Genomic DNA, 22,214 nt, shown 5'->3' with positions numbered 1-22,214 from the left:
CCGCACCACCGAAGCAGCGTGACCCGCAGAACGATCCGGAGCCGTATCGTGCGCACCGTCCACTTCGCCGCCGCCCGCCGCACCCCCATCGGGAAACTCCGCGGCGCCCTCTCCTCCGTACGCCCCGACGACCTCGCGGCGGCCGTCGTCAAGGGACTCCTCGCCGACATCCCCCAGCTCGACCCCGCCAGGATCGACGACATCTACTGGGGCGCCGCCAACCAGGCGGGGGAGGACAACCGCAACGTCGCGAGGATGGCCGCCCTCCTCGCGGGGCTCCCCGAATCCGTGCCCGGCGCCACCGTCAACCGGCTCTGCGCCTCCGGCCTCGAAGCCGTCACGACCGCCGCGCGCACCGTCGCCGCGGGCGAGGCGGACATCGTCCTCGCGGGCGGCTCGGAGTCGATGAGCCGCGCCCCCTTCGTGCTGCCCCGCCCCGACGAGGCGCTGCCGCACCGCATGGAGACCGCCGACACTCGCCTCGGCTGGCGCCTCACGAACCCGAGGATGCAGGACCTGCACGGCGTCCTCGCGATGGGCGAGACCGCCGAGGAGGTCGCCGGGCGGTACGGCGTCTCGCGCGAACGCCAGGACGCCTTCGCGCTCCGCAGCCACCAGCACGCGGCCGCCGCCCGCAAGAACGGCCACTTCGACGACGAACTCCTCCCCGTCACGCGGCCCGACGGCACCGTCGTCGACACCGACGAATGCGTCCGCGAGGACACCTCGTACGAGAAGCTCAGCGGCCTGCGCCCCGTCTTCCGCAAGGACGGCACCGTCACCGCGGGGAACGCGTCGCCGATGAACGACGGCGCGGCCGGACTCCTGCTCGTCAGCGAGGAGGCCCTGAACGAACTCGGCCTCGAATCCCTCGGGCGGTACGCGGCCGGGGCGTCGGCGGGCGTCCACCCGGACGTCATGGGTATCGGACCCGTGCCCGCCACGCGGAAGGTGCTCGCCCGCGTCGGCTGGAACATCGACGACCTCCAGGAGGCCGAGTTCAACGAGGCGTTCGCCGCCCAGGCGCTCGCCTGCGTCGACGCCCTCGGCATCGACCCGGAGCTCGTCAACCCGTCCGGCGGAGCCATCGCCCTGGGCCACCCGCTCGGCTGCTCCGGCGCCCGCATCCTCACCACCCTGCTGCACCGGATGCGCCGCACGGGCGCCACGCGCGGGCTCGCCACCATGTGCGTCGGTGTCGGGCAGGGCAGCGCGCTCCTGGTCGAGCGCGACTGACCGGGTTCGCGGCCTTCTCAGTAGGCTGCGACCGGGACCGGGCGAGCGGGTGCGTGCCGCTCCGCCCCGGTAGAGGCCGGACGCGCCAACCATGTCAGCCCCACGACCGCAAGCCGCACGTCCCTCGGAAACGGAGCCTCCACCCTCATGGCCACGCTCTCCCTCGCCGCGATCCTCGCCGAACCCGCCCGCCGCCACCCGGACCGCACCGCACTCGTCGAGGGAGAACTGCGCCTCACCTTCAAGGAGTTGTGGCAGGAGGCCCGCGCCCAGGGCGCCGCCCTCGCGAAGCTCGGCGTGCGGCCCGGGGACCGCGTGGCCCTCATGGCGCCCAACACCGCCGAGTTCCCCAGGGCGTACTACGCCATCCTCGCGGCGGGCGGCGTCGTCGTCCCCGTACACCTGCTGCTCTCCGCCGAAGAGGTCGAGCACGTCCTCCGGGACAGTGGCGCGACCCTGCTCCTCTGCCACCCCGCACAGGCGGCGACCGGCGCGGCGGCCGCCGAAGCGACCGACGTGCGCATGGTGCGGCTCGGCGGCGACGGCGAGCTGGAGGCCCTGGCCGGCGCCACCGAGCCCCTCACCACCTACGCCACGCGCGACGCCGACGACCCCGCCGTCGTCTTCTACACCAGCGGCACCACGGGCGTCCCCAAGGGCGCCGTGCTCACCCACTTCAACCTCGTGATGAACGCGACCGTCAACGCCTTCGACGCCAACGACATCCGCCCCGACGACACAGCACTCGGCGCGCTCCCCCTCTTCCACGCCTTCGGACAGACCGTCTCCATGAACTCGACCTGGCGGGCGGGCGCCACCCTCGTCCTGCTGCCGCGCTTCGACGCCGCGCGGGCCATCGAGCTGATGGTCGCGGAGAACGTCAACACCTTCCACGGCGTCCCCACGATGTACGTGGGCCTGGTGGCCGCCGCCGAGGCCGCGGAGCGGCTGCCCCGGCTGCGGATCTGCATCTCGGGCGGCGCCTCGCTCCCCGTCGCCGTCCTCGAACGCTTCGAGAAGGCCTTCGGCACGCCCGTGTACGAGGGGTACGGGCTCTCCGAGACCTCGCCGACCGCGTCCGTCAACCAGCCCGACTTCGGCACGAGGCCCGGCACCATCGGCCACCCGCTGTGGGGCGTCGACGTCGAGATCGCCCGTGCCGACGTCGACGACCGCGTCGAGCTGCTGCCCGCCGGTGAGCTCGGAGAGGTCGTCATCCGCGGCCACAACGTCTTCTCCGGCTACCTCGGCCGCCCCGAGGCGACCGCCGAGGCTCTGGTCGACGGCTGGTTCCGCAGCGGCGACCTCGGCACCAAGGACGCCGACGGCTTCCTCGCCATCGTCGACCGCAAGAAGGACGTCATCATCCGCGGCGGCTTCAACGTCTACCCGCGCGAGGTCGAAGAGGTCCTCATGCGCCACCCGGCCGTCGGGCAGGCCGCCGTGATCGGCCTGCCCGACGCGGTCCACGGCGAGGAGATCTGCGCGGTCGTCGTCGCGGCGGGCGACGCCACGCCCGAGCTGGCGGCGGCGATCATCGAGTGGTCCAAGGAGCACCTGGGCCGCCACAAGTACCCGCGTCTGGTGGAGTTCACCGACGCACTCCCGCTCGGCCCGAGCATGAAGGTGCTCAAGCGGGAACTGCGGGCCCACTACAGCGCGTAGGAACGCCGCCTCCAGGCACGTAGGAATGCTCATATGGGATGGGACCTCTCGGCGGCGGGGTTCGCCGCGCTGGCCGTGGCGGCCCTGCTCGTCGGCTTCTCGAAGACCGCCGTCAGCGGGGCGAACACCATCAGCCTCGCGGTGTTCGCCGCCGTGCTGCCCGCCCGCGCCTCCACCGGGGTCCTGCTCCCCATCCTGATCGCGGGCGACGTCCTCGCCGTGCTCACCTATCGCAGGCACGCCCACTGGCCCACCCTCTGGCGGCTGTTCCCCGCCGTCGCCGGGGGAGTGGTCGCCGGCACGGTCTTCCTCCTGTGGGCCGACGACGCGGTGATGCGTACGTCGATCGGAGCGATCCTCCTGCTCATGGCGGGCGTCACGATCGCGCGCCGCGGATCGCGGTCCCGCCCGGATCCGGAGGAGCGCGAGGACGGAACGTGGGGGCGCCGCGTCAAAGCACCCGCCTACGGCGTCCTCGGCGGCTTCACCACGATGGTCGCCAACGCGGGCGGCCCGGTGATGTCGATGTACCTGCTCTCGGCGGGCTTCCGCAAGCTGGGCTTCCTGGGCACGTCCGCGTGGTTCTTCCTCATCGTCAACACGACGAAAGTGCCCTTCAGCGTCAGCCTCGGCCTGATCGACACCCGCTCGCTGCTCCTCGACGCGGCCCTCGTGCTCTTCGTGGTGCCGGGCGCGATCCTCGGCAAGTACACGGTGAACCGCATCAACCAACGGCTCTTCGAGCAGCTGGTGATCGGCGCGACCGTGCTCGGCGGCCTCCAACTGCTCCTGCGCTGACTACGAGGCGCCGTCGAGAACCTGCCGCAGCCGATCCGCGAACTCGTCCGGCTTCCCCGGATATCCGAACTCTCCGTCGAGGAACCCGCCGTGATGGCTCGGGAACACGGTCACCCGCTGCCCGAGCAGTTCGGCGGCCGCGACGGACGTACGACCGGTCAGCACGTTCTCGGACTCCTCGCCCACGGCGATGACGACGCGGGTCGGCGCGGCGCCGATCGCGTCGACGTCGGGCCGGTAGCCGCTGACCGCCCACGACCGATCGGACAGCAGCGGATCGTCACGGGAGCCGTCGTCCTCCGTGGGCATCCCGAACGCGGCGGGATCGGCCTCCGGCCGCGTGAAGTACGCGTCGGTGAACTCGCCCTCCCACGAGGTCATGGCCACGAACGTGGCCATCCCGGCCCCCCACCCCCGCTTCTCGTACGCGTCGAGGACCCCGGCCCGCGCCCGCACGGCCGCCGGACCGTCCGGCGTGAGGGTGATGAGCGGCGGCTCGTGCGCGACCAGAGTGGTCACGTCCGCCGGATACCGCGCCACGACCGCGAGCGCGGTGATCGCTCCGCCGCTGCTGGCGAACATCTCGACCGGCCCGGCCCCGAGCGCCTCGATGACGGCGTGCACGTCGTCGGCCTGGACCAGCGGCGTGTGGTCGACGCGCCCGTCCTTACGGGTGCTGCGCCCCAGCCCTCGCGGGTCATAGGTGACCACGGTCCGCTCGGGGAAGCGCGAGGCGAGCACGCGGAAGCCGGTGGCGTCCATGGGCTGCCCGATCATGAACAACGGCTGACGGCCGTCGCTGCTCGGCAACGGCCCCCGAACGTCATATACGAGGTCGGCGCCAACGGTCTCAAGTGTGTACGTCTCCATACCCGTGCAGACCGCCCCCGCCCGGAAAACTCATCGGCGACCGACGACCGTGGCGCCCGCCGTCTCCGGTGAGAGCCCCTGCTCCAGGTCTTCCGCGAGCAGCCGCTTGGCGATCACGTCGACCGCCGCGGCGAGCTCCTTGTCCGCGGGCCGGCCGATGTCCTTCCGGATCTCCTCGCCCAGCCAGGACGCCCACGCCCTGGAGATCACCTCCGCCTCGCGCTCCCCGGCGGGCGTGTGCGAGAAGTACGTACCCGTACGCGTCAGATACCCCTCCTCGACCATGCGGTCGAAGACGGGCACCAGAACCTCCGGCGGGATCCTGCGCCGGGCGGCGATCAGCCCCAGACTCGCGTGCCCGACCATCCGCGTGAACAGCGACACCTGCATGACTGCCCAGGCGCCCGCGATGTCGAGCCGCGTGTCGGAGTCCCTGATGATCCCGCGCGCGGTGGTCGTGCCGACGTCGCGGATGATGGCGGCGACGCTCCGCTCCAGTACGTGCCCGGGGTCCCCGCTGGACGGCTGCGCGAAGCCCTCGCCCATGTCGGGGGCGCCCATGCGCGCGCTGTCGCGCAGCTCGACCTGCTTGAGGAACAGCGCGACCAGGAACCCGAGGAGCGCGACCGGGACCGTCCACAGGAAGACGGTGTGCAGACTGTCCGCGTACGCCTTCACGACGGGCGCGGCGGCCGCAGCAGGCAGCTCGTGCAACCCCTCCGGGCTCTGCGCGGCCTTGCCGATGGCGACCGGATCGCCGCCGCTCGCCCGCGATGCCGCGGCGACCCCGTCCTTCAGGTTCGGCGTCAGCGTGTTGGCGTAGATCGTGCCGAACACCGCGGTGCCGAACGAGCTGCCCAGCGTACGGAAGAACGTGACGCCGGACGTCGCCGTGCCCAGATCCGCGTACGCGACGGTGTTCTGCACGGCGATCGTCAGGACCTGCATGCACAGCCCGATGCCGGTGCCGAGCACGAACATGTACAGCGACTCCAGCCACGTACTGGTGGCGCTCCCCATCAGCGACAGCAGATACAGCCCGAGCGCCATCACGAGCGCCCCGACGATGGGAAAGATCCGATAGATGCCGGTCTTGCTGACGACATTGCCACTGAAGATGGAGGCGATGAGCAGCCCGATCACCATGGGCAGCGTCCGCACGCCCGAGATGGTGGCGGAGTCCCCGTCGACGTACTGCAGATATGTCGGCAGGAACGTCATGGCGCCGAGCATCGCGAAACCCACGATGAAGCTGAGGATCGAGCAGACGGTGAAGACCGGGTTGCCGAACAGCCGCATCGGCAGCATCGGTTCGGCGGCCCGCGTCTCCACGACGCAGAACAGCGCGAGCGCGACGAGACCGCCGACGAAGAGCCCGATGATGGTCGGTGACCCCCACGCGTACTGGTTGCCGCCCCAACTCGTCGCGAGGATCAGCGCGCTCGCGCCGACGGCGACGAGCGCGATGCCGAGATAGTCGATGACGGGCCGCACGGCCGACTTGACGACGGGAATGGTCCGGGCGGCCGCGAGCACGACGACGATCGCGATGGGCACATTGACGTAGAAGGCCCAACGCCAGCTCAGATGATCGGTGAACAGCCCACCCAGCAACGGCCCGATGACGGTGGACACACCGAACACCGCCCCGATGGCACCTTGATACTTGCCGCGCTCGCGCAACGGAATGACGTCGGCGATCAGCGCCATGGACGTCACCATCAGCCCGCCCGCGCCGATGCCCTGCATCGCGCGCCAGGCGATGAGCAGCGTCATGTTGGTCGACAGACCGCACAGAAAGGACCCGGTGATGAAGATGACCGCCGAAACCTGAAAGACGACCTTTCGCCCGAACAGGTCACCGAACTTGCCGACGAGCACCGTGGCGACGGTCTCCGCCAGGAGATACGACGTGACCACCCACGACATGTGCTCCGCCCCGCCCAGATCCGACACGATGGTCGGCAGCGCGGTGCCGACGATGGTCTGGTCGAGGGCGGCGAGCAGCATCCCCAGCATGATCGTCACGAAGACGACGTTGCGCCGCCGCCGGTCGAGAACGGGCGGAGCCTGGGCTTCGGCGAGGCCCTCCGAGGACCCGGAACCGGGGGCGGACGCGGACACGGCCGACTGATCGCTGGTGGTCACACGGTCAGCCTCACACCGGGGAGGGGGCTGTGCATGCGGGACGAGTCCGGTCCGGTGACGCCACCCACCCGGCGCTCCCCCCGCCCCCTCTCCGCCCCCGCCTCGTCCCTATCCCCGCAGCCGAGGCGCGCGGGCCGCCGCGTCCACAGGCACGCCCTCACGCTCCAGCTCCTCCGCCAACGCCTCGGCCCACGACACCAACGCGGCGACACCGATCCCGTACGGCTTCTCCTCCCCGCACCGCGAACTCCAATCGCCGATGGCCCCGGCCCCGCGCAACAGCAGCCGCGCCCCGCCCTTGGTGTTGCCGCGGGCCGAGTGCGTCAGGCCGACGGCAAGCTGCGCCAGCCCCTGCCAGAGGCCGCGCTCGCCCTCGGGCCCCGACTTCCACGCGTCCTCGAACACCTCGTGCGCGTGAAAGGGCCGCCCGGCGTCCAACAGGGCCTGCGCCTCGGCCACGGACTCCCCGGGCGCACGCACGACCCCCTCCGGCTGCCTCGGCACCCCCTCGACCCCATAGGGCAACGGCCGTCCGAGCCCGTCGCGGGGCCTCTGATTACGGGCCCGCCCCTCCTCGTCGCGATCGCGCTCACGGCCACTGTCGTGCGGTCCAGGTGCAGAGCTCATACGCCGATTGTCGCGCGTCCCTGACGGCAGTCACCGCAGGACGGAGCACCCTTCGGCGTGGGGTAGAGTTCTACCTGTGATCACGCGGAACACACACCGCGAGAAACACACCGGGACGTGGCGCAGCTTGGTAGCGCACTTGACTGGGGGTCAAGGGGTCGCAGGTTCAAATCCTGTCGTCCCGACTCGTGAGAGTCGCAGGTAGGGGTCATCTTCGGATGGCCCCTTCTTCGTGTTCAGCCCCCACTGGTGACGTCTGACCAACCACAGGTTCGGGGGGCTCAGGGCAGCGATCACAAACGTGGTTGCGTTGGGCCCTTCCATGAGTGGAGCGTAGAACTCCCCCCCCCGGAGCAGGGAGCCCGTCGGCGAGGCCATGGGCACGGAGACTCGGCGAGAGGACCGTATGTCGGACATCGTTGTGGTCGGAGCGGGAATCGTCGGTGCCTCCGTGGCCTATCACTTGGCCGGGCGGGGTGTGCCGGTCACCTTGGTCGAGCGAGGGGCCGGGCCCGCCGGTGGGGTGACCGGGGAGTCCTTTGGGTGGGTCAGCGGGGTGGGGAGTGGCTCGCCCGGTGGGGCGCGGGATCTGCGGGAGTACGTGCTGGCGGACTATCGGCGGCTGGGGGACGAGTTGCCCGGGCTTGCCGGTGTCGTTCGTCGGAGCGGGTCCTTGAACTGGGGTGGCGGGCCCGTGGATCTGGAGGTGCGGGTGGGGGCCGGACAGGTTCGGGTGGGCCGGGATGAGATCGCCGACCTTGAACCCAACCTCAGGGATCCGCCCGACCAGGCCGTCCACCTCCCCGACGACCTCGGTGTCGACGCGCCCGCGATGACCCGCGCGCTCGTTGACGCCGCCCGTGCTCGTGAGGCCAACGTGTTGTACGGGACCGGCGTCACCTCGTTGCGGATGTCCGGTGGACGCGTCGATGGTGTGCTGACCTCGGCCGGGTTTCACGCCGCCGAAAGCGTCGTGCTGGCGGCCGGGACCGACGTTGCCCGGCTGTGTGCCTCGCTTCCCGTGGACCTGCCGGTCGCCGCCTCGCCGGCCACCCTCGTGCGGGTCTCGGCGCCGCCCGGTCTGGTCCGAACCATCGTCGTACGCCCGGACTTCGAGGTGCGCGAGGTGAGAGAGGGGGAGCTGCTGTTGCCGCTGTCCCATGAAGGAGGGCGCGTGGGTGCGAGTGAACAGGCCGCGTACGGAGCTCTGCGGCGGCTGCGGGACGCCTTTAGTGGCAGTGGCAGTGGCAGTGGCAGTGGTGAGTGTGGACTGCTGGGGTACCGGGCCGTTCGCCGGCCCATCCCCGCGTGCGGGCCGCTCATCGGGTACGCGACACGCGATCGGTCCGTCTACGTCGCGGTCATGCACTCCGGCGTGACTTTCGCCCCCACCGTCGGACGTCTCGTCGCGGACGAGCTCGTGACCGGTCGGGCGGTGCCCGAGCTTCGGCGGTGCAGGGTGCGTGGCGTGTGACACTTCGGCGGCTGCGCGGGCGGGGCCGGGGTGACCGGGAATGGGTCTGGCCGGGGCCCTCTCGCGGATTTACCTTGCGCCTATGAATGAGCTGCGGAAACGGAAGTACGAGCGGTGGTTCCGCGCCGCGGACGTCGACGGCGACGGTGCGATCACGCGGCAGGACGTCGTCCTGATGAGCGAGCGCTACGTCCGGGCCAGGGGCATCGGCCCCGACTCGCCTCAGGCACAGCAGATGTACGAGACCATGCGTCGGTTCTGGGAGACCGTCATCGCTCCCGTCGACACCGACAAGGACGACAGGGTGACGTCGGCGGAGATGACACAGGCCTTCGCCGCCATGTTCGTCGACCGCGCCCACTACCCCGAAGAACTCGCTCCGGTCGCCGACCACTTCTTCGACCTGGCCGACAGCGACGGCGACGGCGCGATCAGCCTCACCGAGTTCACGCACATCTTCGGCAGCACGGGACGGGCCGGCGACGACGAGTGCGCCGAGGTGTTCAACGCACTCGACCTGGACGGATCCGGGACGCTGTCGCGGGACGAGTATCACCGGGCCGCGTCCGAGTTCTTCTACGGGGAGAATCCCGACGCGCCGGCCAATCACCTTTTCGGTCGGCTTCACTGAGAGCGGCGGCTACGGGGCGCCGGGGGCGGGAGGCGCCGCGGGGAGTTCCACCACGACGTGGAGGCCGCCGGTCGGGCGTGGGGTGAGCGTCAGCGTTCCGTCGTGTGCACGGGTGATCGTGTCGGCGATGGCCAGGCCCAGGCCGACGCCCGCGTGATGGGAGTGGGTACGTTGTGTGCCGCGCTGGAAGGGTTCCGTCAGGGTCGCGATCTGCTCGGGCGGTAGGTGGTCGCCGGTGTTCTCCACCGTCAGGACCACCGTGTGAGGGCGGACGCTCGTACGGATCCGGACGCTGCCCCCCGCCGGCAGGTTGTGGACGATCGCGTTCTGGACGAGGTTCGTCGTCAGTTGGAGCAGGAGCGCCGGGGAGCCGATGGCGGGGGCGATGTTGCCGCCGGTCTCGAGGGTGACGCCGCGCCTCTCCGCGAGGGGAAGCAGCGTTTCGGCGGCCTCTTCCGCCATGAGGGACAGATCGACGTGTTCCCGCGTGAAGGTCCGTCGCTGGGCGCGGCTGAGGAGGAGCAGCGCCTCGGTGAGGTCGATGGCCCGGGTGTTGACGGTGTGCAGACGGTCGACGAGTTCGGCGGTGTCGTGGTCCGGGTCCGTGCGGGCCACGTCCAGCAGCGACTTCGAGATCGCCAGGGGCGTGCGGAGTTCGTGCGAGGCGTTGGCGGCGAACCGCTGCTGTTCGGCGACGTGCGCTTCGAGCCGTTCGAGCATCGTGTCGAAGGCGTCGGCGAGTTCGCGGAACTCGTCCTCGCGGCCCGGCAGGCGGATCCGGTGGGAGAGCGATCCGTTCGCCGCCGTGCGGGTGGCGTGGGTGATGTGGTTCAGCGGGGCGAGCATGCGGCCGGCCAGGACCCAGCCTCCTCCGAGGCCGAACACCAGCATGAACAGCATCGTGACAGCCGCGACCGGAGCGAACTCGCGCGCGACGGGGATCTCGTAGCCGGGGTCGAAGCGGAGCCCGACGTGTTCCACTCGCGTCAGGAAGAACCATCCGGCCACCAGCATCAGCCCGCTCGCCAGCATCAGGAACCCGGTGTAGCTGAGGGTGAGTTTGAGGCGGACGCTCATTCCGGGCTCTCTATGCACGGCCGTCTCCCTCGCTCCCAGGGCCGTTCGGTGCCGTGTCGATGCGGTAGCCGACGCCCGGCACGGTGGCGATGACCCACGGTTCGCCGAGCCGCTTGCGCAGGGCCGAGACGGTGATGCGTACGGCGTTGGTGAACGGGTCCGCGTTCTCGTCCCACGCGCGTTCGAGCAGCTCCTCGGCGCTGACGACACCGCCTTCCGCGGCGACGAGCACGTCGAGTACGGCGAACTGCTTCCTGGTCAGGGCCACGAAGCGGTCGTCCCTGTACACCTCCCTGCGGAACGGGTCGAGGCGCAGACCGGCGATCTCGCGCACGGGAGGCCTGCTGTGGGCGCGCCTGCGGTCGAGGGCCCTGAGCCGGAGCGCGAGTTCCCTGAGCTCGAAGGGTTTCGTGAGGTAGTCGTCGGCTCCGAGCTCGAACCCGGAGGCCTTGTCGTCGAGACGGTCGGCCGCGGTGAGCATGAGGATCGGCATGCCGCTGCCGGAGGCGACGATGCGCCGGGCGATCTCGTCGCCGGACGGGCCGGGGATGTCCCGGTCCAGGACCGCGATGTCGTAGGCGTTGCAGTCGAGGAGTTCCAGAGCGGTGTCGCCGTCGCCCGCGATGTCGGCCGCGATCGCTTCCAGGCGCAGGCCGTCGCGGATTGCCTCCGCCAGATAGGGCTCGTCTTCGACGATCAGGACACGCATGTGTTCAGCGTACGAGTCGACGCATATCGTCGACGTATCGAAAACCGCATACGTGTCGGCAACAGCGTATTGCTTTCACTGGCGGCATGACTCGAATTCCAGCGTCCGCACGGACGGCACGAACAACGCGCCGCGGGGTTCGAGGGCTGATCGTCGTCGGCCTGATGGCCGGCGTCATCGCGGTCATCGCCGCGGCAGCCCTCATCCGACAGGCGCCGCTGACGTCGTCCCAGTCCTCCCAGTCGTCACGGTCGTCCTTCACCACGTCCTCGGAGGCGCCGGAAGGCGAGCGCACCGAACCGGCGGGGGAGCCGGACGGCGTCGTACCGGATGACGTGACCGTTTTCGACGACTCGATTCCGGCCGTGGCCAAACTCGATTCGGACCTGCGCGCGGCGCTCCGCGAGGCGGCCGTCGCCGCCGCCACGGACAGTGGCGTCGAATTCCGCGTCAACAGCGGATGGCGTTCCACGGAATACCAGAATCAGCTTCTCCGCGAAGCGGTCGCGAAATACGGGTCCGAAAGCGAGGCCGCCCGCTGGGTGGCCACCGCGGACACGTCCCCGCACGTGGCGGGGGACGCGGTCGACATCGGGGGATCGGACGCGACCACGTGGCTGTCCGGGCACGGCGCCGAGTACGGGCTGTGTCAGATCTACCGCAACGAACCCTGGCACTACGAGCTGCGTACGGACGCGGCGGACCGCGGCTGCCCGCGGATGTACGCCGACCCCACGCAGGACCCGAGGATGCGACAGCAGTGAGCGACGACGAACGAGGACGGACGATGACGACGCCGCAGGTGGACACGCGAGTGGACACACGGGTGGACACGACGGAGAGTGCGCGCAGCGGCGACGGCCGGCCCATGCGTGGACGCCGCGTCCCGCGTGGACCTGCCGTACTGCCGATACGTTCCCTACGCCGCGCGGGACCGTGGAAGCGCGGCCTGGTGACCGCGGCACTCGCGCTCGCGCTCGGCCTGCTCATGCTGCTGCACGAGCGGATCACCGACCGAGGCGGCGTCGGCAGCCTGCTGGAGACGTTCCTGCCGTGGTTCGGCCTGGGCGTTCCCGTGCTGCTCGTCATCGCGCTGTGCCGCCGCTCCGCCTCCGCGACCATCGCGCTGCTCCTGCCGGTCACGGCGTGGCTGAGCCTCTTCGGCGGGCTGCTCGGCGACAGGTCCCAGTCGGGTGGTGACGTCACCCTGGTCAGTCACAATGTCGCCGCGGAGAACACGGACCCGGTCGGCACCGCCCGCGCCCTGGCCGACTCCGGTGCGGACGTGCTGGCGCTCGAGGAGATCAGCGAGGAGGCCAGGGAGACGTACGAGAAGGAGCTGGCGAAGGCGTATCCGCACCACACCGTGCAGGGCACGGTCGGCCTGTGGAGCAAGCTGCCGCTGTCCGGCACCCGGCCGGTCGACACCGAGCAGGATGTCGGCCCTCTCGGCGACAGCAAGCCGCAGGTGGCCAAACTGGCCGGCAACAGGGCGCTGCGCACCACGGTGGCTACGGACAAGGGCCCCCTCGCCGTGTACGTGGCCCACCTTGGTTCCGTGCGGGTGACGTCGGAGGGAGGCTTCGGCACGGCCACCCGGAACAGAAACGCCGGGGCACTCACCAAGGCGCTCGCCGCCGAGCGGAGCGGACGGGTGGTCCTGCTCGGCGACCTGAACGGCACCGTGGACGACCGCTCCTTCGACGGCATCACGTCACAACTGCACTCGGCCCACGACGAGGCGGGCAGCGGATTCGGCTTCAGCTGGCCGGCGGCTTTCCCCGTGGCACGGATCGACCAGATCCTGGTCCGCGGGGTCGAGGCGAAGAGCGCGTGGCTCCTGCCGGAGACGGGCAGCGACCATCTGCCGGTGGGGGCGGCGATCAGCTGGTGATGTGCCCCGGTCCCACGCCCCTTGACGCTGTGGCCGGAATCCAACCTTGACCGTGTCCCGCCGAAGTCTATGGTCTGGACTAATCGGCAGCGGTGACCCCCTGACCGACTCGCCCCACGCCGTCCACACCCCCTCGCCCCACCCAGCACTTCACGTCGCACACCCCCATGAAGCACTGCTCGTGAAGGAGTACGCATGGACAAGAAGCGGAAGATCGCCGCGGCGATAGGCGCCGGGATGGCGCCCGTTCTCGCGCTGACGTTGCCGACCGGCTCGGCCAGCGCGCACGGATACGTGAACGCGCCGGCGAGCCGACAGGCGCAGTGCGCCGCGCGAACCGTGGCCTGCGGCGACATCAAGTACGAGCCGCAGAGCGTCGAGGGCCCCAAGGGGCTGCGGAGTTGCAGTGGCGGCAACGCGCGGTTCGCCGAGCTGGACAACGACGGCAAGGGGTGGAAGGTCAGCGACGTCAGCAGGACGCAGACCTTCACGTGGACGTTCACCGCGCGGCACCGCACCGCGAACTACGAGTACTTCGTCGACGGCACGAAGGTCGCGACGGTCGACGGCCACAACCAGCAGCCCCCGGCGACCGTCTCGCACCAGGTGAACCTCGGGAACTTCACCGGCAGGCACAAGGTCCTCGCGGTGTGGAACATCGGGGACACGTCCAACGCCTTCTACGCGTGCATCGACGTCAACATTCGCTGAGGAGCGCCTGGTTCAGACCGTGCTGAGCGGATGCGCCGCCGTCGCCGAGCGCGGCGGCCACGCGCGGGGGGCCAGGATGCCGAGGACGTAGGCGCGGGCGACCAGGGCCGGGCGGGTCGCCGCGCCCAGGAGGTGTCGCAGCCGACTCAAGTGGTAGTCGACCGTCTGGCGTGACAGGTGCAGTGACGTGGCGATGTCGCCGTTGCTGCTGCCCTCCGCGAGGAGAGAGAGGATGCGGACCTGCGCGGCGGTCAGCGCCGGGTGCGCCTCGTGGGCGAGGCTCTGATGCGTGACCACGGCCCACACGTGCCGCGCCCGCGCCGCCGAGTGGCCGATCGATGTGAGGTGGAGCTGTGCACGGCGCTGCAGGCCGTGCGCGTCCACGAGTACCGCGGACGTCTCCACCCGTCTCGTGCGGCGGGATATCAGGCCGTTCCAGCGGCGGTGCAGGCGGTCGAGGTCGGGTTCGGGTGCCAGGAGCGTGTGCGCGCGGCGGCCCACCAGGTCGTGCGGGCTGACCTGGAACAGTTCCGCCGCGGCCGCGCTCGCCTCCAGCACCCGCCCGTTCGCGGAGAGCAACGCGCAGGGCAGGCCGCTGTGGTCGCGCAGGGCCTGCAGGTTCTCCTCGGCCTCCTGCCACTGGACGGTGGCGCGCAGATGGTCCGTGACGTCCACGTAGATCCCGGCGACGCAGGTCCGCGCGTTCTCCCGGACGGGAAAGCGGTGGCCCACCGCCCGGCCCGCGCTGCCGTCCGGGCGCCGGTAGCCGAGGGTGTGCCGCACCGGTGTGCCGCGGCCGAGGATCTCCTGGTCGAGGGCGCGGAACTGCTCGGCGTCCGCGGGCTCGTCGAGGTCCTCGATGTACTTGCCGATCACCTGCTCCGGGACCGTGCCGTAGAGGTGCGCGTAGGCGTGGTTGGCCCACAGGTAGCGGCCGTCGCTGTCCCGTATGAACGCGGCGGCGGGGGCGAGGTCCACGAGGTCTGCGAAGGCCGCGTATCTGCCGGGGGTCCCGGTCCTGCTCAGTTCCTTGAACGTGGAATCGTCCACAGCGGTCTCCGTCCGTATACGACTGGCTGACGCTCAGTCACACGGCACTGGCTATCCCGCTCTCGGCTCGCACATGCCCGTTTCTCGGCCGAAGTGCTTCGGCGGGGACTCAGGCATTTGCCTGAGTCCCCGGAGCCCGCTGGGTCGTTGCGGACATCCCGGGTTTGGTCCCCTTGAGTGAGCGGGTGAACACGCCCCGCCATACAGGGCCCGGGCATTCCGCCCGAGGTGGCCCGAATCAAGGCGACGAACGACGAATGGAGACGAACTTCCGTGAGCAAGGTGCTGTTAGTGCATGCCAAGGGCGGTCCGCCCCTCGGGCACGTCCTGTCCCGGACGGCCGCGAGGGCGGAAGTGCACCTGCTGGCGCTCAGCGCTCTGCCTCCCGCCGTGGCGGGGCCCGCCCGGAGACTGTGCGCGTCGGTCGTCACGCCCGACGACACACACCGCTCCGACCTGGTCTCCCTGATCGTCGAGCGGGCCGAGGCCGTCGGCGCGGACGCGGTGCTCACCTTCTCCGAGTACGCGGTCGTGGCCGTCGCCGAGGCCTGCGAGGCGCTCGGTCTCGCGGGGGCCGGCGATGCCGCCGCGCTCGCCCGTGACAAGCGGCTCATGCGGCACACCTGGCACCGACACGGGCTTCCGCAGCCCGAGTTCCGGCCCGTCGGCACGGAAGCGGATCTGCGTGCGGCGGCCCGCGAGCTGCCCGGGCCGCTGCTCCTCAAGGCGGCCTGGAGCGCCGGGTCCACCGCGCACCAGATCATCCGCGACCCGCGCGAGGTCCCCGCCGCCTGGACCCGCTCCCGTGAAGTGATGGCCGAGTCGGCCCAGTTGGGGTTCGCGGAGCTGCATGTCGCCGAGGCCGACGCGGACTTCGTCGTCGAGCAGATCGTCACGGGCACCGCGACGGACTGGTTCGACGAGCCGGGCTGGGGCGACTACGTGAGTGTCGAGGGCGTCGTCGCGGACGGCACCTTCCACCCGGTCTGCATCAGCGGCCGCATGCCGACCGTCGAGCCGTTCACCGAACGCGCGAGCATCACCCCCGCCCTTCTCGGCCAGGACGCGCAGGACCGGATCGTGGACCTGGCCCGGCGCGCGGTCGACGCGCTCGGCCTGCGCGACTGCGGGACGCACACGGAGATCAAGCTCGGCGCCGACGGCCGCATGTGGCTGATCGAGACGGCCGCCCGGTTCGGCGGCGCGATGACCGTGCCGCAGATCGAGGAGGTCTTCGGCCTCGACCTCGTCGGCATGCTCGTCGACCACCTCGTAGGACGGACCGTGGACTGGCCCGAGCAGGCCCTCACCCCGGATCGGGCGCGCGGCGCGGCGGGCTCCCTCGTCGTCCTCGCCGTCGACGGGGACGGGGAGGCCTGGCGCGGCCGCAAGGTCTGGGACTTCCCGTCCGTGACCGCGGACGTGTCCCTGAGCCTGGGCAGCGAGCTGTTCGTGGTCCCGGAGAGTTCCCTCGCCGACGGCAGCGTCGTGCCGGTGTACGACCCGGCCGCGGGCGCCAACACCATGGCCGCCCTGTGCCTGCTCTCCGCCACCACCCCGCGGACCGTGCTCCGCGACTTCGAGGCCCTGGTCGACGCCCTGCCCCAGGTGCTGCCCGCCGCCCGGCCCGAGGAGGTCCCGGCATGACCGCCCAACTGCTCACCGGCCCCGCCGAACCGGCCACGGACCGCACGGTCGTCGGCGAGAACCTCTCCCTGCCGCTCTTCCGCACCCTCTCCGGGGTCCTGGCGGGACACCCGTACCTGAAAGTCGTCGTCGACCGCGCCGAGAACACCTGGCACCTCCTCGACACCGCCGCACACCCCTTCCACGTCAACTACATCGCCACCCGCGTCCTCGGCATGGACCTCACCGCGCTCGACGCGGAACTCGACGCGTTCAACGCCTCCGTCTACATGGACCCCGAACGCCGTTTCCTCCTCGGTGTGCTCTCCCTGCACACCGACGAAGACGCCGAAGGCCGCGAACGCACCTTCCTCGTCCTGGAGACGACCGAAGCCGACACCATGCACGGCGAACTGCTGTCCTTCTTCTACGAGTTCGTGCGCGCCCGCGTCGACGGCCGGCTGCCGCTGCTCCTGAAGCCCGCCAACCACGGGCAGGAAGAGGCACTCGCGGCGATCAGCGAGCAGAGCGTGCCGCGCATCCTCAGCCACGAACTCTTCGGCACCCGCGCCCGCACCCCGCTCAACCCCGGCGAGGCGACCGGCAGGCTGCGGTTCTTCCGCACGCACGACGAGTACCTCGCGCAGGAGGCCGGGCTCGGCTGGGCGGACATCGTGGCCATGCCCTGTCTGCCCGACGACGTGCCCCGGGTGGCCGGGTTCCTCAACACCGCGCCGATCACCCCGCTCTCCCATACCAACGTCCTCGCCTCCGGCTGGGGCATCCCCAACGCGATCGTGCGCGACCTGGAACAGCTCGTCGAGAAGGACGGCCTGGACGGGGCGTGGGTGCGCTACCGGGTCCGCGAGGACGAGATATCCCTCGAACGGCTGGACCACGCACCCGAGTTGCAGGCCCCCGCCTGGCACCAGCAGCGCATCCGCCTCGAACCGCCGCTCCTCGAAGACGCCCCCGTGCTGGCCCTGCACCGGCTGCGCAGCACCGACCGCGACCGCTACGGCACCAAGGCGGCCAACCTCGGCGAGCTGCACCACGTGCTCGACAGCCGCACCGCCGACCTGACGGCGTTCTACGGCAGGCCGCGCCCTCCGCGCGAGAACCTCCACGGGCACCTCGCGGCCCGCCTCGGCCTCGGCGGCCTACACGCCGCTGCCCCGGTCGACGGTCAACTGCGCGCCGCAGCAGCCGAGTTCGTCGCCGCATCGGTCAGCGCCCCGAACGGCGTCGCGCTGCCCTTCGCGCTCCAGCAGAACTTCCTCGCCTCGTCCACCGTCCTGCAACAGGGCATCGGCAAGCTCAAGATGGCACTCGAACTCGACGCCACCGACGTCCTGGATTCGCTCTGCCTGCAACTCCAGCACCTGATCCGGCAGACCCCCCTCCCCGAGTCGGTCACCCGGCAGATCGGCCAGGCCTTCCCCGCCGACTCCGGCGGCCGCCTCGTGGTGCGCTCGTCTTCCAACGCGGAGGACCTGCCGGGCTTCTCCGCCGCCGGTGTCTACGACTCCGTCACGACCGTCCACGGCACCGGCGAACTCCTGGACGCCGTACGCCAGGTGTGGGCCTCGCTGCTCTCGCCGCGCAGCGTGCGCCTGCGCCACGAGGTCGGCATCTCGCTGGACGACACGTACATGGGTGTCATCATCCAGGAGTACGTCCCCGCCTCGCTCGGCGGCGTCCTGGTGACCTGCAACCCGACCCGACGCGAGGACTTCCGCAACGTCTACCTCAACTGTTCGCCCGGCTCCCCGGAGCAGGTCGTCGAGGGCTCGGTCCTGCCGCAGCAGTACCTGTACAACACCGTGGAGGGCGGCGGCCGCACCGTCGCGCTCGGTTCCTGGGGCGACGGACTCTCCGCCGCGACCCGCGCCCGGCTCGCCGACCTGTCCCTGACCGGGCGGCTCCTGCAGTCCCACTTCAGCGCCGACGACGTGGACAGGCCGCTGGACATCGAGTGGCTGATGACCGACCGGGGCGACTTCCGGCTGGTCCAGATCCGCCCTTACGCGCTGTGAGGGCGCTCTCGGGAAAGCCGACGGCCACCGGCCTCACGGACACCGCCCGCCGCATCATCCGGCTCAACTACGGCTTCCAGCTGCTGTTCAACCTGCTGTGGTGGATGCCGGTGTTCTACGCCTACCAGAAGGCCGCCGGGCTCTCCGACGGGCAGATCTTCGGCATCCAGAGCATCTACTACGTCGCCTTCTGCCTGTTCGAGATCCCCACCGGACTGATCGCCGACCGGATCGGCACCCGCAACTGCCTGCGCGCCGGAGCCGTGGTCATGACGGCGGCCAACCTGGCACCGGTGGTCAGCGCCTCGTACACCGGCTTCCTCGTCCACTTCCTGGCCATCGCCGCCGGCCGGTCCCTCACCTCGGGCGCCGCCAGCGCCTACCTGTACGACGGACTGCGCGCCGAGAAGTGCGACGACCACTACCTGAAGGCGGAGGGCACCGCCCGTGCGCTCGGCCTCGTGGCGAAGGTCGTGTGCTGGCCGCTGGTCGGGCCCCTCATGGCCGTGGCACACCCCACCCCCTACGTGCTCAGCGCCGCCAGCGCGGCGGGCTCCGTCGTCTGCGCCGTCGCGCTGCCCCGCATCGTCGGGGCGGACGGCCGCGCGGAAGCGGGGAAGGGAGGGCGCAGGGGCGGCGCGTTCCTGCGGGACGCGGGCACCGCGCTGCGCTGTGTCGCCTCCTCGCGGTGGCTGGCCCTGGTGATGGTGCAGGGCGTGGCGATCTTCACGCTCTCGCGGATCTGCCAGGTCAACCTCTTCCAGCCGATCCTGCTCGACCACGGCATCGCGGAAGCCTCCCACGGCGGCGTGATGGCGGCGATGACCGTGGCGGAAGCGGTGGCCTCGGCCCGCCCGCAATGGCTGAGCCGCCGCCTGCCACCGGTCGCCTGGGTCTCCATCCTCAGCCTCGCGCTCGCGGGGAGCCTGGCGGCCATGACACTCGGCGGGCCGTGGGCCGTCGTCGTGCTGCTCTGCGTGTTCGCCGCCGCGACCGGCTTCGCGTACCCCATCCAGCGCAAGCTCGTGAACGACGCGGTGCCCGCGGACGCCCCGCGCGCCACGCTGCTCTCCGTCGAGAGCATCGTGGACCGCGCGGTGTGCGCCCTGGCCGCGATCGCCGCGGGCGCCTACCTCGCCGCCGGGCGCCTGGACGCCCTGCTGTGGCACAGCGCCATCGCCACGGCGGTGCTCCTCGGGGTCTTCCAACTGCTGCTGCGCAGCGGCATGGTCAGGCGGGAGCCCGGCCCAGCAGCTCCACCAGACCCACCGGCAGGAACGCCGGTCGGTGCGGTCGTCCGACCTGGTACGGAACGAATCCGAGCGAGGAGGCCACGGTGACCTCCTCGGCGGTCTCCGCCTGATAGACGACCCGGCAGTGGCCGGAACCGGCCTTCGCCCGTTGCCAGAGGGCGGGGGCCGGTTTGCGCTCCGCCTCGGTGCGCGGGGTCAGGACGCGGTCGCCGAAGTCCTTCCAGGCGAAGGGCGCCGACCCCTGCCACGTGGCGTCGACCTCCTGCCGCAGCCGGGCGGCCCGCTCGGCATCGGTCGAGCCCCACGAGGACGGCACGTTGGTGATCAGGCCGACCGGGATGCCGCGTGCGCGCAGGGCGCGCAGATAGGCGGCGGCGCCTGGCTGATAGGTGGTGCTGCCGTCGTCGGCGGTGTGGACGAGCGTCTCGCCCAGGTCGAAGTAGACGACGGGGCAGGCCCGTTGGCGTGCGGTGGTCGCCGTGGCCGTGCCGTCGCCCGCGTCCCTCGGCGCCGCCGCGCTCGCCGTGGGGCCGAGCGCGGTCGAGGCCAACGCGGCGCTCAGCGCGAGGATCGCCCACGCGGAGCCCTTGGAGACGGAACTTTTCATGCGTCGTCGCCCTTTCCTTGGCCGCACCGGTCCTTCCGTTCCCGCACCGGTCCACCACGCACTACCCCCGCACACCACGTGTCACTCCCGTCCCGTGCGGCCGCGGTCGGGGATGCTGAGGGCCGTGGACGGTCACAGCGCCAGAAGTCAGGACGCATCGGATCAGCCGGGCGTCATCGGCATCGCACTCGCCGCCTGCTGACGGCCATACTCGCGCAGGGCTCCTGGCAGTGGTTCGCCACCTACGTGGGAGCGACGCTGCTCGCGGTGGTCGTCGGCCTGTGCCTGTCCATCGCCCTCGCGCCCATGCTGCAGCGGTGGGCGTGGCTGTTCCCGATGCCGGGCACCCGCGACCGGTGCGGCGCCCTCGGAACGTACGAACGCATCCGGGCGGAGGCGGACCTCGCGGGCCTCGCGGACCGCGCCGGCGCCGCCCTCGCCGACGCGCAGACCGTCCGGAGCCACGAGGCCGTCGCCGACTGTCTGTCCGCCACGACGACCCTGTGGCTGCCCGTCTATGCGGCCGGAGCGGCCGTGCTGGTGGCCCTCGCCGCCTGGCTCACCGACCGCTCGCGGTCTTGAGCCGTACGGGAAGCGACTGGTGGCCGTTGCTGAGCAGGGAACCGAGCGGCTTCAACTCGTCCACGGGTATGGCGAGTTCGAGCTGGGGAAAACGCTCGAAGAGCAGGCTCAGGGCCGTACTGATCTCAAGTCGGGCGAGCGGTGCGCCCAGGCAGAAGTGGACGCCGTGGCCGAAGGCGAGGTGCTCCTTGACGGTGCGCGTGACATCGAAGTCGTCGGCGCTCTCGCCGTGCCAGTCGGGGTGGCGGTTGGCGGCCGCGTAGGACGCGAGTATCGCCTCGCCCTTGGCGATGGTCTGCCCGTCGGACAGGGATATGTCCGTCACCGCGAACCGCAGGGGCAGATGACGGACCGCCGGCTCGAAGCGCAGGGTCTCCTCGACGGCGTCGCTCCAGTCCACCTCTCCCGACCGCAGCAGCGCGAGCTGGTCGGGGTGGGTGAGCAGCTGCGTGATCGCCTGGTCGATGACGTTGACCGTGGTCTCGTACCCGGCACTGATCATCAGCAGCAGGGTGTCGCGCAGCTCGTCCTCCGACAGGCCGCCGTCCTCGTCCTCGTCGCGCGAGGTGATCAGCAGGGAGGTCATGTCGTCGCCGGGCTCGGCGCGCTTGGCGGCGATGAGCAGGTGCAGGGCCTCGTACAGCGCCTTGGTGTTGGCCTCGGACTGCTCGGCGGTCAGCGTGGTGTCGAAGACGCCGTCGACGACCCGGCGGAAGGCGTCCTGCTGCTCGGCCGGTACGCCCATCAGCCGGCTGATGACCGCTATGGGCAGCGGGTACGCGAGCTCCTCGCGCAGGTCGACGGTCTCACCGGGCGGCAGCGCGTCGAGACGGTCGAGGATGCCGGTGACGACCGTGTCTATGTTCTCCTTCAACGCGGTGATGCGGCGGGCGCTGAAGGCGGGCGCGACCATGCGCCGCAGACGACGGTGGTCGGCTCCGTAGGCGGTGAACATGTTCTCCACCGCCACCCACAGGGCGAGCGGCCACCGTTGGATCGTGTCGTTGTACTCGGGCCAGTGCGCGCGGGCGTCCTTGGAGACGCTCGGACTGGTGAGCAGCTCCTTGAGGAGCGTGGGGTCGGCGACGGACCAGGCGGTCACGCCCAGGATGTCGACACGGACCGCCTGGCCGTGCGCCCGCAACGTGCGGTGCTCGTCGTGGGCGCGGGCTCCGGTGGGGTCGAGGACGATCGGCTGCGTGGGCACGGCCATGGTGGTG

At 71.0% G+C, this 22,214-nt stretch carries 20 protein-coding genes and 1 tRNA gene; 13 read left to right on the top strand and 8 right to left on the bottom strand.

Annotated features, from left to right (window positions below; translation table 11 throughout):
• Positions 1-48: 48 nt before the first annotated feature.
• From DEJ48_RS04360 to DEJ48_RS04350, 3 genes are all read left to right on the top strand, one after another.
• Positions 49-1,236 carry a thiolase family protein gene (locus DEJ48_RS04360; RefSeq protein WP_150220954.1) on the top strand — a complete coding sequence of 396 codons (1,188 nt, stop codon included), beginning with the start codon at positions 49-51 and terminating at the stop codon, positions 1,234-1,236.
• 147 nt (positions 1,237-1,383) lie between these two features.
• A complete protein-coding gene (locus tag DEJ48_RS04355; protein WP_150214618.1) occupies positions 1,384-2,901 on the top strand; it encodes a long-chain-fatty-acid--CoA ligase in 1,518 nt (505 codons plus the stop codon).
• A gap of 33 nt (positions 2,902-2,934) precedes the next feature.
• Positions 2,935-3,699, top strand: coding sequence for a sulfite exporter TauE/SafE family protein (locus tag DEJ48_RS04350; protein ID WP_150214616.1), 765 nt, complete (start codon positions 2,935-2,937; stop codon positions 3,697-3,699).
• On the opposite strand, the gene DEJ48_RS04345 is transcribed toward DEJ48_RS04350, so the two are convergent.
• The 3 genes from DEJ48_RS04345 to DEJ48_RS04335 form a co-directional block, all read right to left on the bottom strand.
• Positions 3,700-4,569: an alpha/beta fold hydrolase gene (locus tag DEJ48_RS04345; protein WP_150214614.1), complete on the bottom strand. Its 870-nt coding sequence runs from the start codon at positions 4,567-4,569 to the stop codon at positions 3,700-3,702.
• 30 nt (positions 4,570-4,599) lie between these two features.
• Positions 4,600-6,693, bottom strand: coding sequence for an MDR family MFS transporter (locus DEJ48_RS04340; protein WP_263399478.1), 2,094 nt, complete (start codon positions 6,691-6,693; stop codon positions 4,600-4,602).
• Positions 6,694-6,825: 132 nt separating this feature from the next.
• Complete coding sequence (locus DEJ48_RS04335) at positions 6,826-7,344, bottom strand: DUF309 domain-containing protein (RefSeq protein ID WP_150214612.1); 519 nt, start codon at positions 7,342-7,344, stop codon at positions 6,826-6,828.
• 111 nt (positions 7,345-7,455) lie between these two features.
• On the opposite strand from DEJ48_RS04335, the gene DEJ48_RS04330 reads away from it, so the two are divergent.
• The 3 genes from DEJ48_RS04330 to DEJ48_RS04320 all read left to right on the top strand — a co-directional run bounded on the left by DEJ48_RS04330 (position 7,456) and on the right by DEJ48_RS04320 (position 9,449).
• Positions 7,456-7,529: transfer RNA gene (locus DEJ48_RS04330), tRNA-Pro, on the top strand.
• Between the two features lie 191 nt (positions 7,530-7,720).
• A complete protein-coding gene (locus DEJ48_RS04325; RefSeq protein ID WP_317850900.1) occupies positions 7,721-8,818 on the top strand; it encodes an FAD-dependent oxidoreductase in 1,098 nt (365 codons plus the stop codon).
• Positions 8,819-8,900: 82 nt separating this feature from the next.
• Positions 8,901-9,449 (top strand): EF-hand domain-containing protein, encoded by a 549-nt coding sequence (locus DEJ48_RS04320; protein WP_150214609.1) that lies wholly within the window; start codon positions 8,901-8,903, stop codon positions 9,447-9,449.
• 9 nt (positions 9,450-9,458) lie between these two features.
• Here the strand turns inward: DEJ48_RS04320 and DEJ48_RS04315 are convergent, their stop codons facing one another.
• Positions 9,459-10,526, bottom strand: coding sequence for a sensor histidine kinase (locus DEJ48_RS04315; RefSeq protein WP_150214607.1), 1,068 nt, complete (start codon positions 10,524-10,526; stop codon positions 9,459-9,461).
• 10 nt (positions 10,527-10,536) lie between these two features.
• A complete protein-coding gene (locus DEJ48_RS04310) occupies positions 10,537-11,235 on the bottom strand; it encodes a response regulator transcription factor (protein WP_150214605.1) in 699 nt (232 codons plus the stop codon).
• Positions 11,236-11,321: 86 nt separating this feature from the next.
• Here DEJ48_RS04310 and DEJ48_RS04305 point away from each other — a divergent pair, with 86 nt between their 5' ends.
• The 3 genes from DEJ48_RS04305 (at position 11,322) to DEJ48_RS04295 (ending at position 13,840) form a co-directional block, all read left to right on the top strand.
• On the top strand, positions 11,322-11,999 hold the full coding sequence (locus tag DEJ48_RS04305) for a M15 family metallopeptidase (RefSeq protein ID WP_190537197.1): 678 nt from the start codon (positions 11,322-11,324) through the stop codon (positions 11,997-11,999).
• Positions 12,000-12,139: 140 nt separating this feature from the next.
• Entirely contained in the window at positions 12,140-13,129 is a 990-nt protein-coding gene (locus DEJ48_RS04300; RefSeq protein ID WP_411757522.1) for an endonuclease/exonuclease/phosphatase family protein, read from the top strand.
• 195 nt (positions 13,130-13,324) lie between these two features.
• A complete protein-coding gene (locus tag DEJ48_RS04295; protein ID WP_150214602.1) occupies positions 13,325-13,840 on the top strand; it encodes a lytic polysaccharide monooxygenase auxiliary activity family 9 protein in 516 nt (171 codons plus the stop codon).
• 12 nt (positions 13,841-13,852) lie between these two features.
• Here the strand turns inward: DEJ48_RS04295 and DEJ48_RS04290 are convergent, their stop codons facing one another.
• Entirely contained in the window at positions 13,853-14,890 is a 1,038-nt protein-coding gene (locus tag DEJ48_RS04290) for a PAS domain S-box protein (protein WP_223831892.1), read from the bottom strand.
• Between the two features lie 282 nt (positions 14,891-15,172).
• Between DEJ48_RS04290 and DEJ48_RS04285 the strand changes: the two genes are divergently transcribed.
• Genes DEJ48_RS04285 through DEJ48_RS04275 form a run of 3 tightly spaced genes read left to right on the top strand, consistent with a single transcriptional unit; the run spans position 15,173 to position 19,892 of the window.
• The gene (locus DEJ48_RS04285) at positions 15,173-16,537 is read left to right on the top strand and encodes an ATP-grasp domain-containing protein (protein WP_411757419.1); all 1,365 of its coding nucleotides are present in this window, start codon (positions 15,173-15,175) and stop codon (positions 16,535-16,537) included.
• Entirely contained in the window at positions 16,534-18,552 is a 2,019-nt protein-coding gene (locus tag DEJ48_RS04280; RefSeq protein WP_150214598.1) for a PEP/pyruvate-binding domain-containing protein, read from the top strand. The genes DEJ48_RS04285 and DEJ48_RS04280 overlap by 4 nt, the downstream gene beginning before the upstream one ends.
• Positions 18,549-19,892, top strand: a complete 1,344-nt coding sequence (locus DEJ48_RS04275; protein ID WP_150214596.1) for an MFS transporter — start codon at positions 18,549-18,551, stop codon at positions 19,890-19,892. Before DEJ48_RS04280 ends, DEJ48_RS04275 begins: the two co-directional genes overlap by 4 nt.
• On the opposite strand, the gene DEJ48_RS04270 is transcribed toward DEJ48_RS04275, so the two are convergent.
• Positions 19,783-20,412 (bottom strand): hypothetical protein, encoded by a 630-nt coding sequence (locus tag DEJ48_RS04270; RefSeq protein WP_150214594.1) that lies wholly within the window; start codon positions 20,410-20,412, stop codon positions 19,783-19,785. The genes DEJ48_RS04275 and DEJ48_RS04270 overlap by 110 nt on opposite strands.
• 246 nt (positions 20,413-20,658) lie before the next feature.
• On the opposite strand from DEJ48_RS04270, the gene DEJ48_RS04265 reads away from it, so the two are divergent.
• A complete protein-coding gene (locus DEJ48_RS04265) occupies positions 20,659-20,994 on the top strand; it encodes a hypothetical protein (RefSeq protein WP_223831891.1) in 336 nt (111 codons plus the stop codon).
• Here the strand turns inward: DEJ48_RS04265 and DEJ48_RS04260 are convergent.
• Complete coding sequence (locus DEJ48_RS04260; protein ID WP_150214592.1) at positions 20,972-22,207, bottom strand: cytochrome P450 family protein; 1,236 nt, start codon at positions 22,205-22,207, stop codon at positions 20,972-20,974. The genes DEJ48_RS04265 and DEJ48_RS04260 overlap by 23 nt on opposite strands.
• Positions 22,208-22,214 lie beyond the last annotated feature (7 nt).

Source organism: Streptomyces venezuelae (assembly GCF_008642315.1).
In the GTDB taxonomy this organism is placed as follows: domain Bacteria; phylum Actinomycetota; class Actinomycetes; order Streptomycetales; family Streptomycetaceae; genus Streptomyces; species Streptomyces venezuelae_D.
The sequence above is the reverse complement of the archived record's forward strand: the minus strand, read 5'-3'. Positions and strand labels throughout refer to the sequence as shown.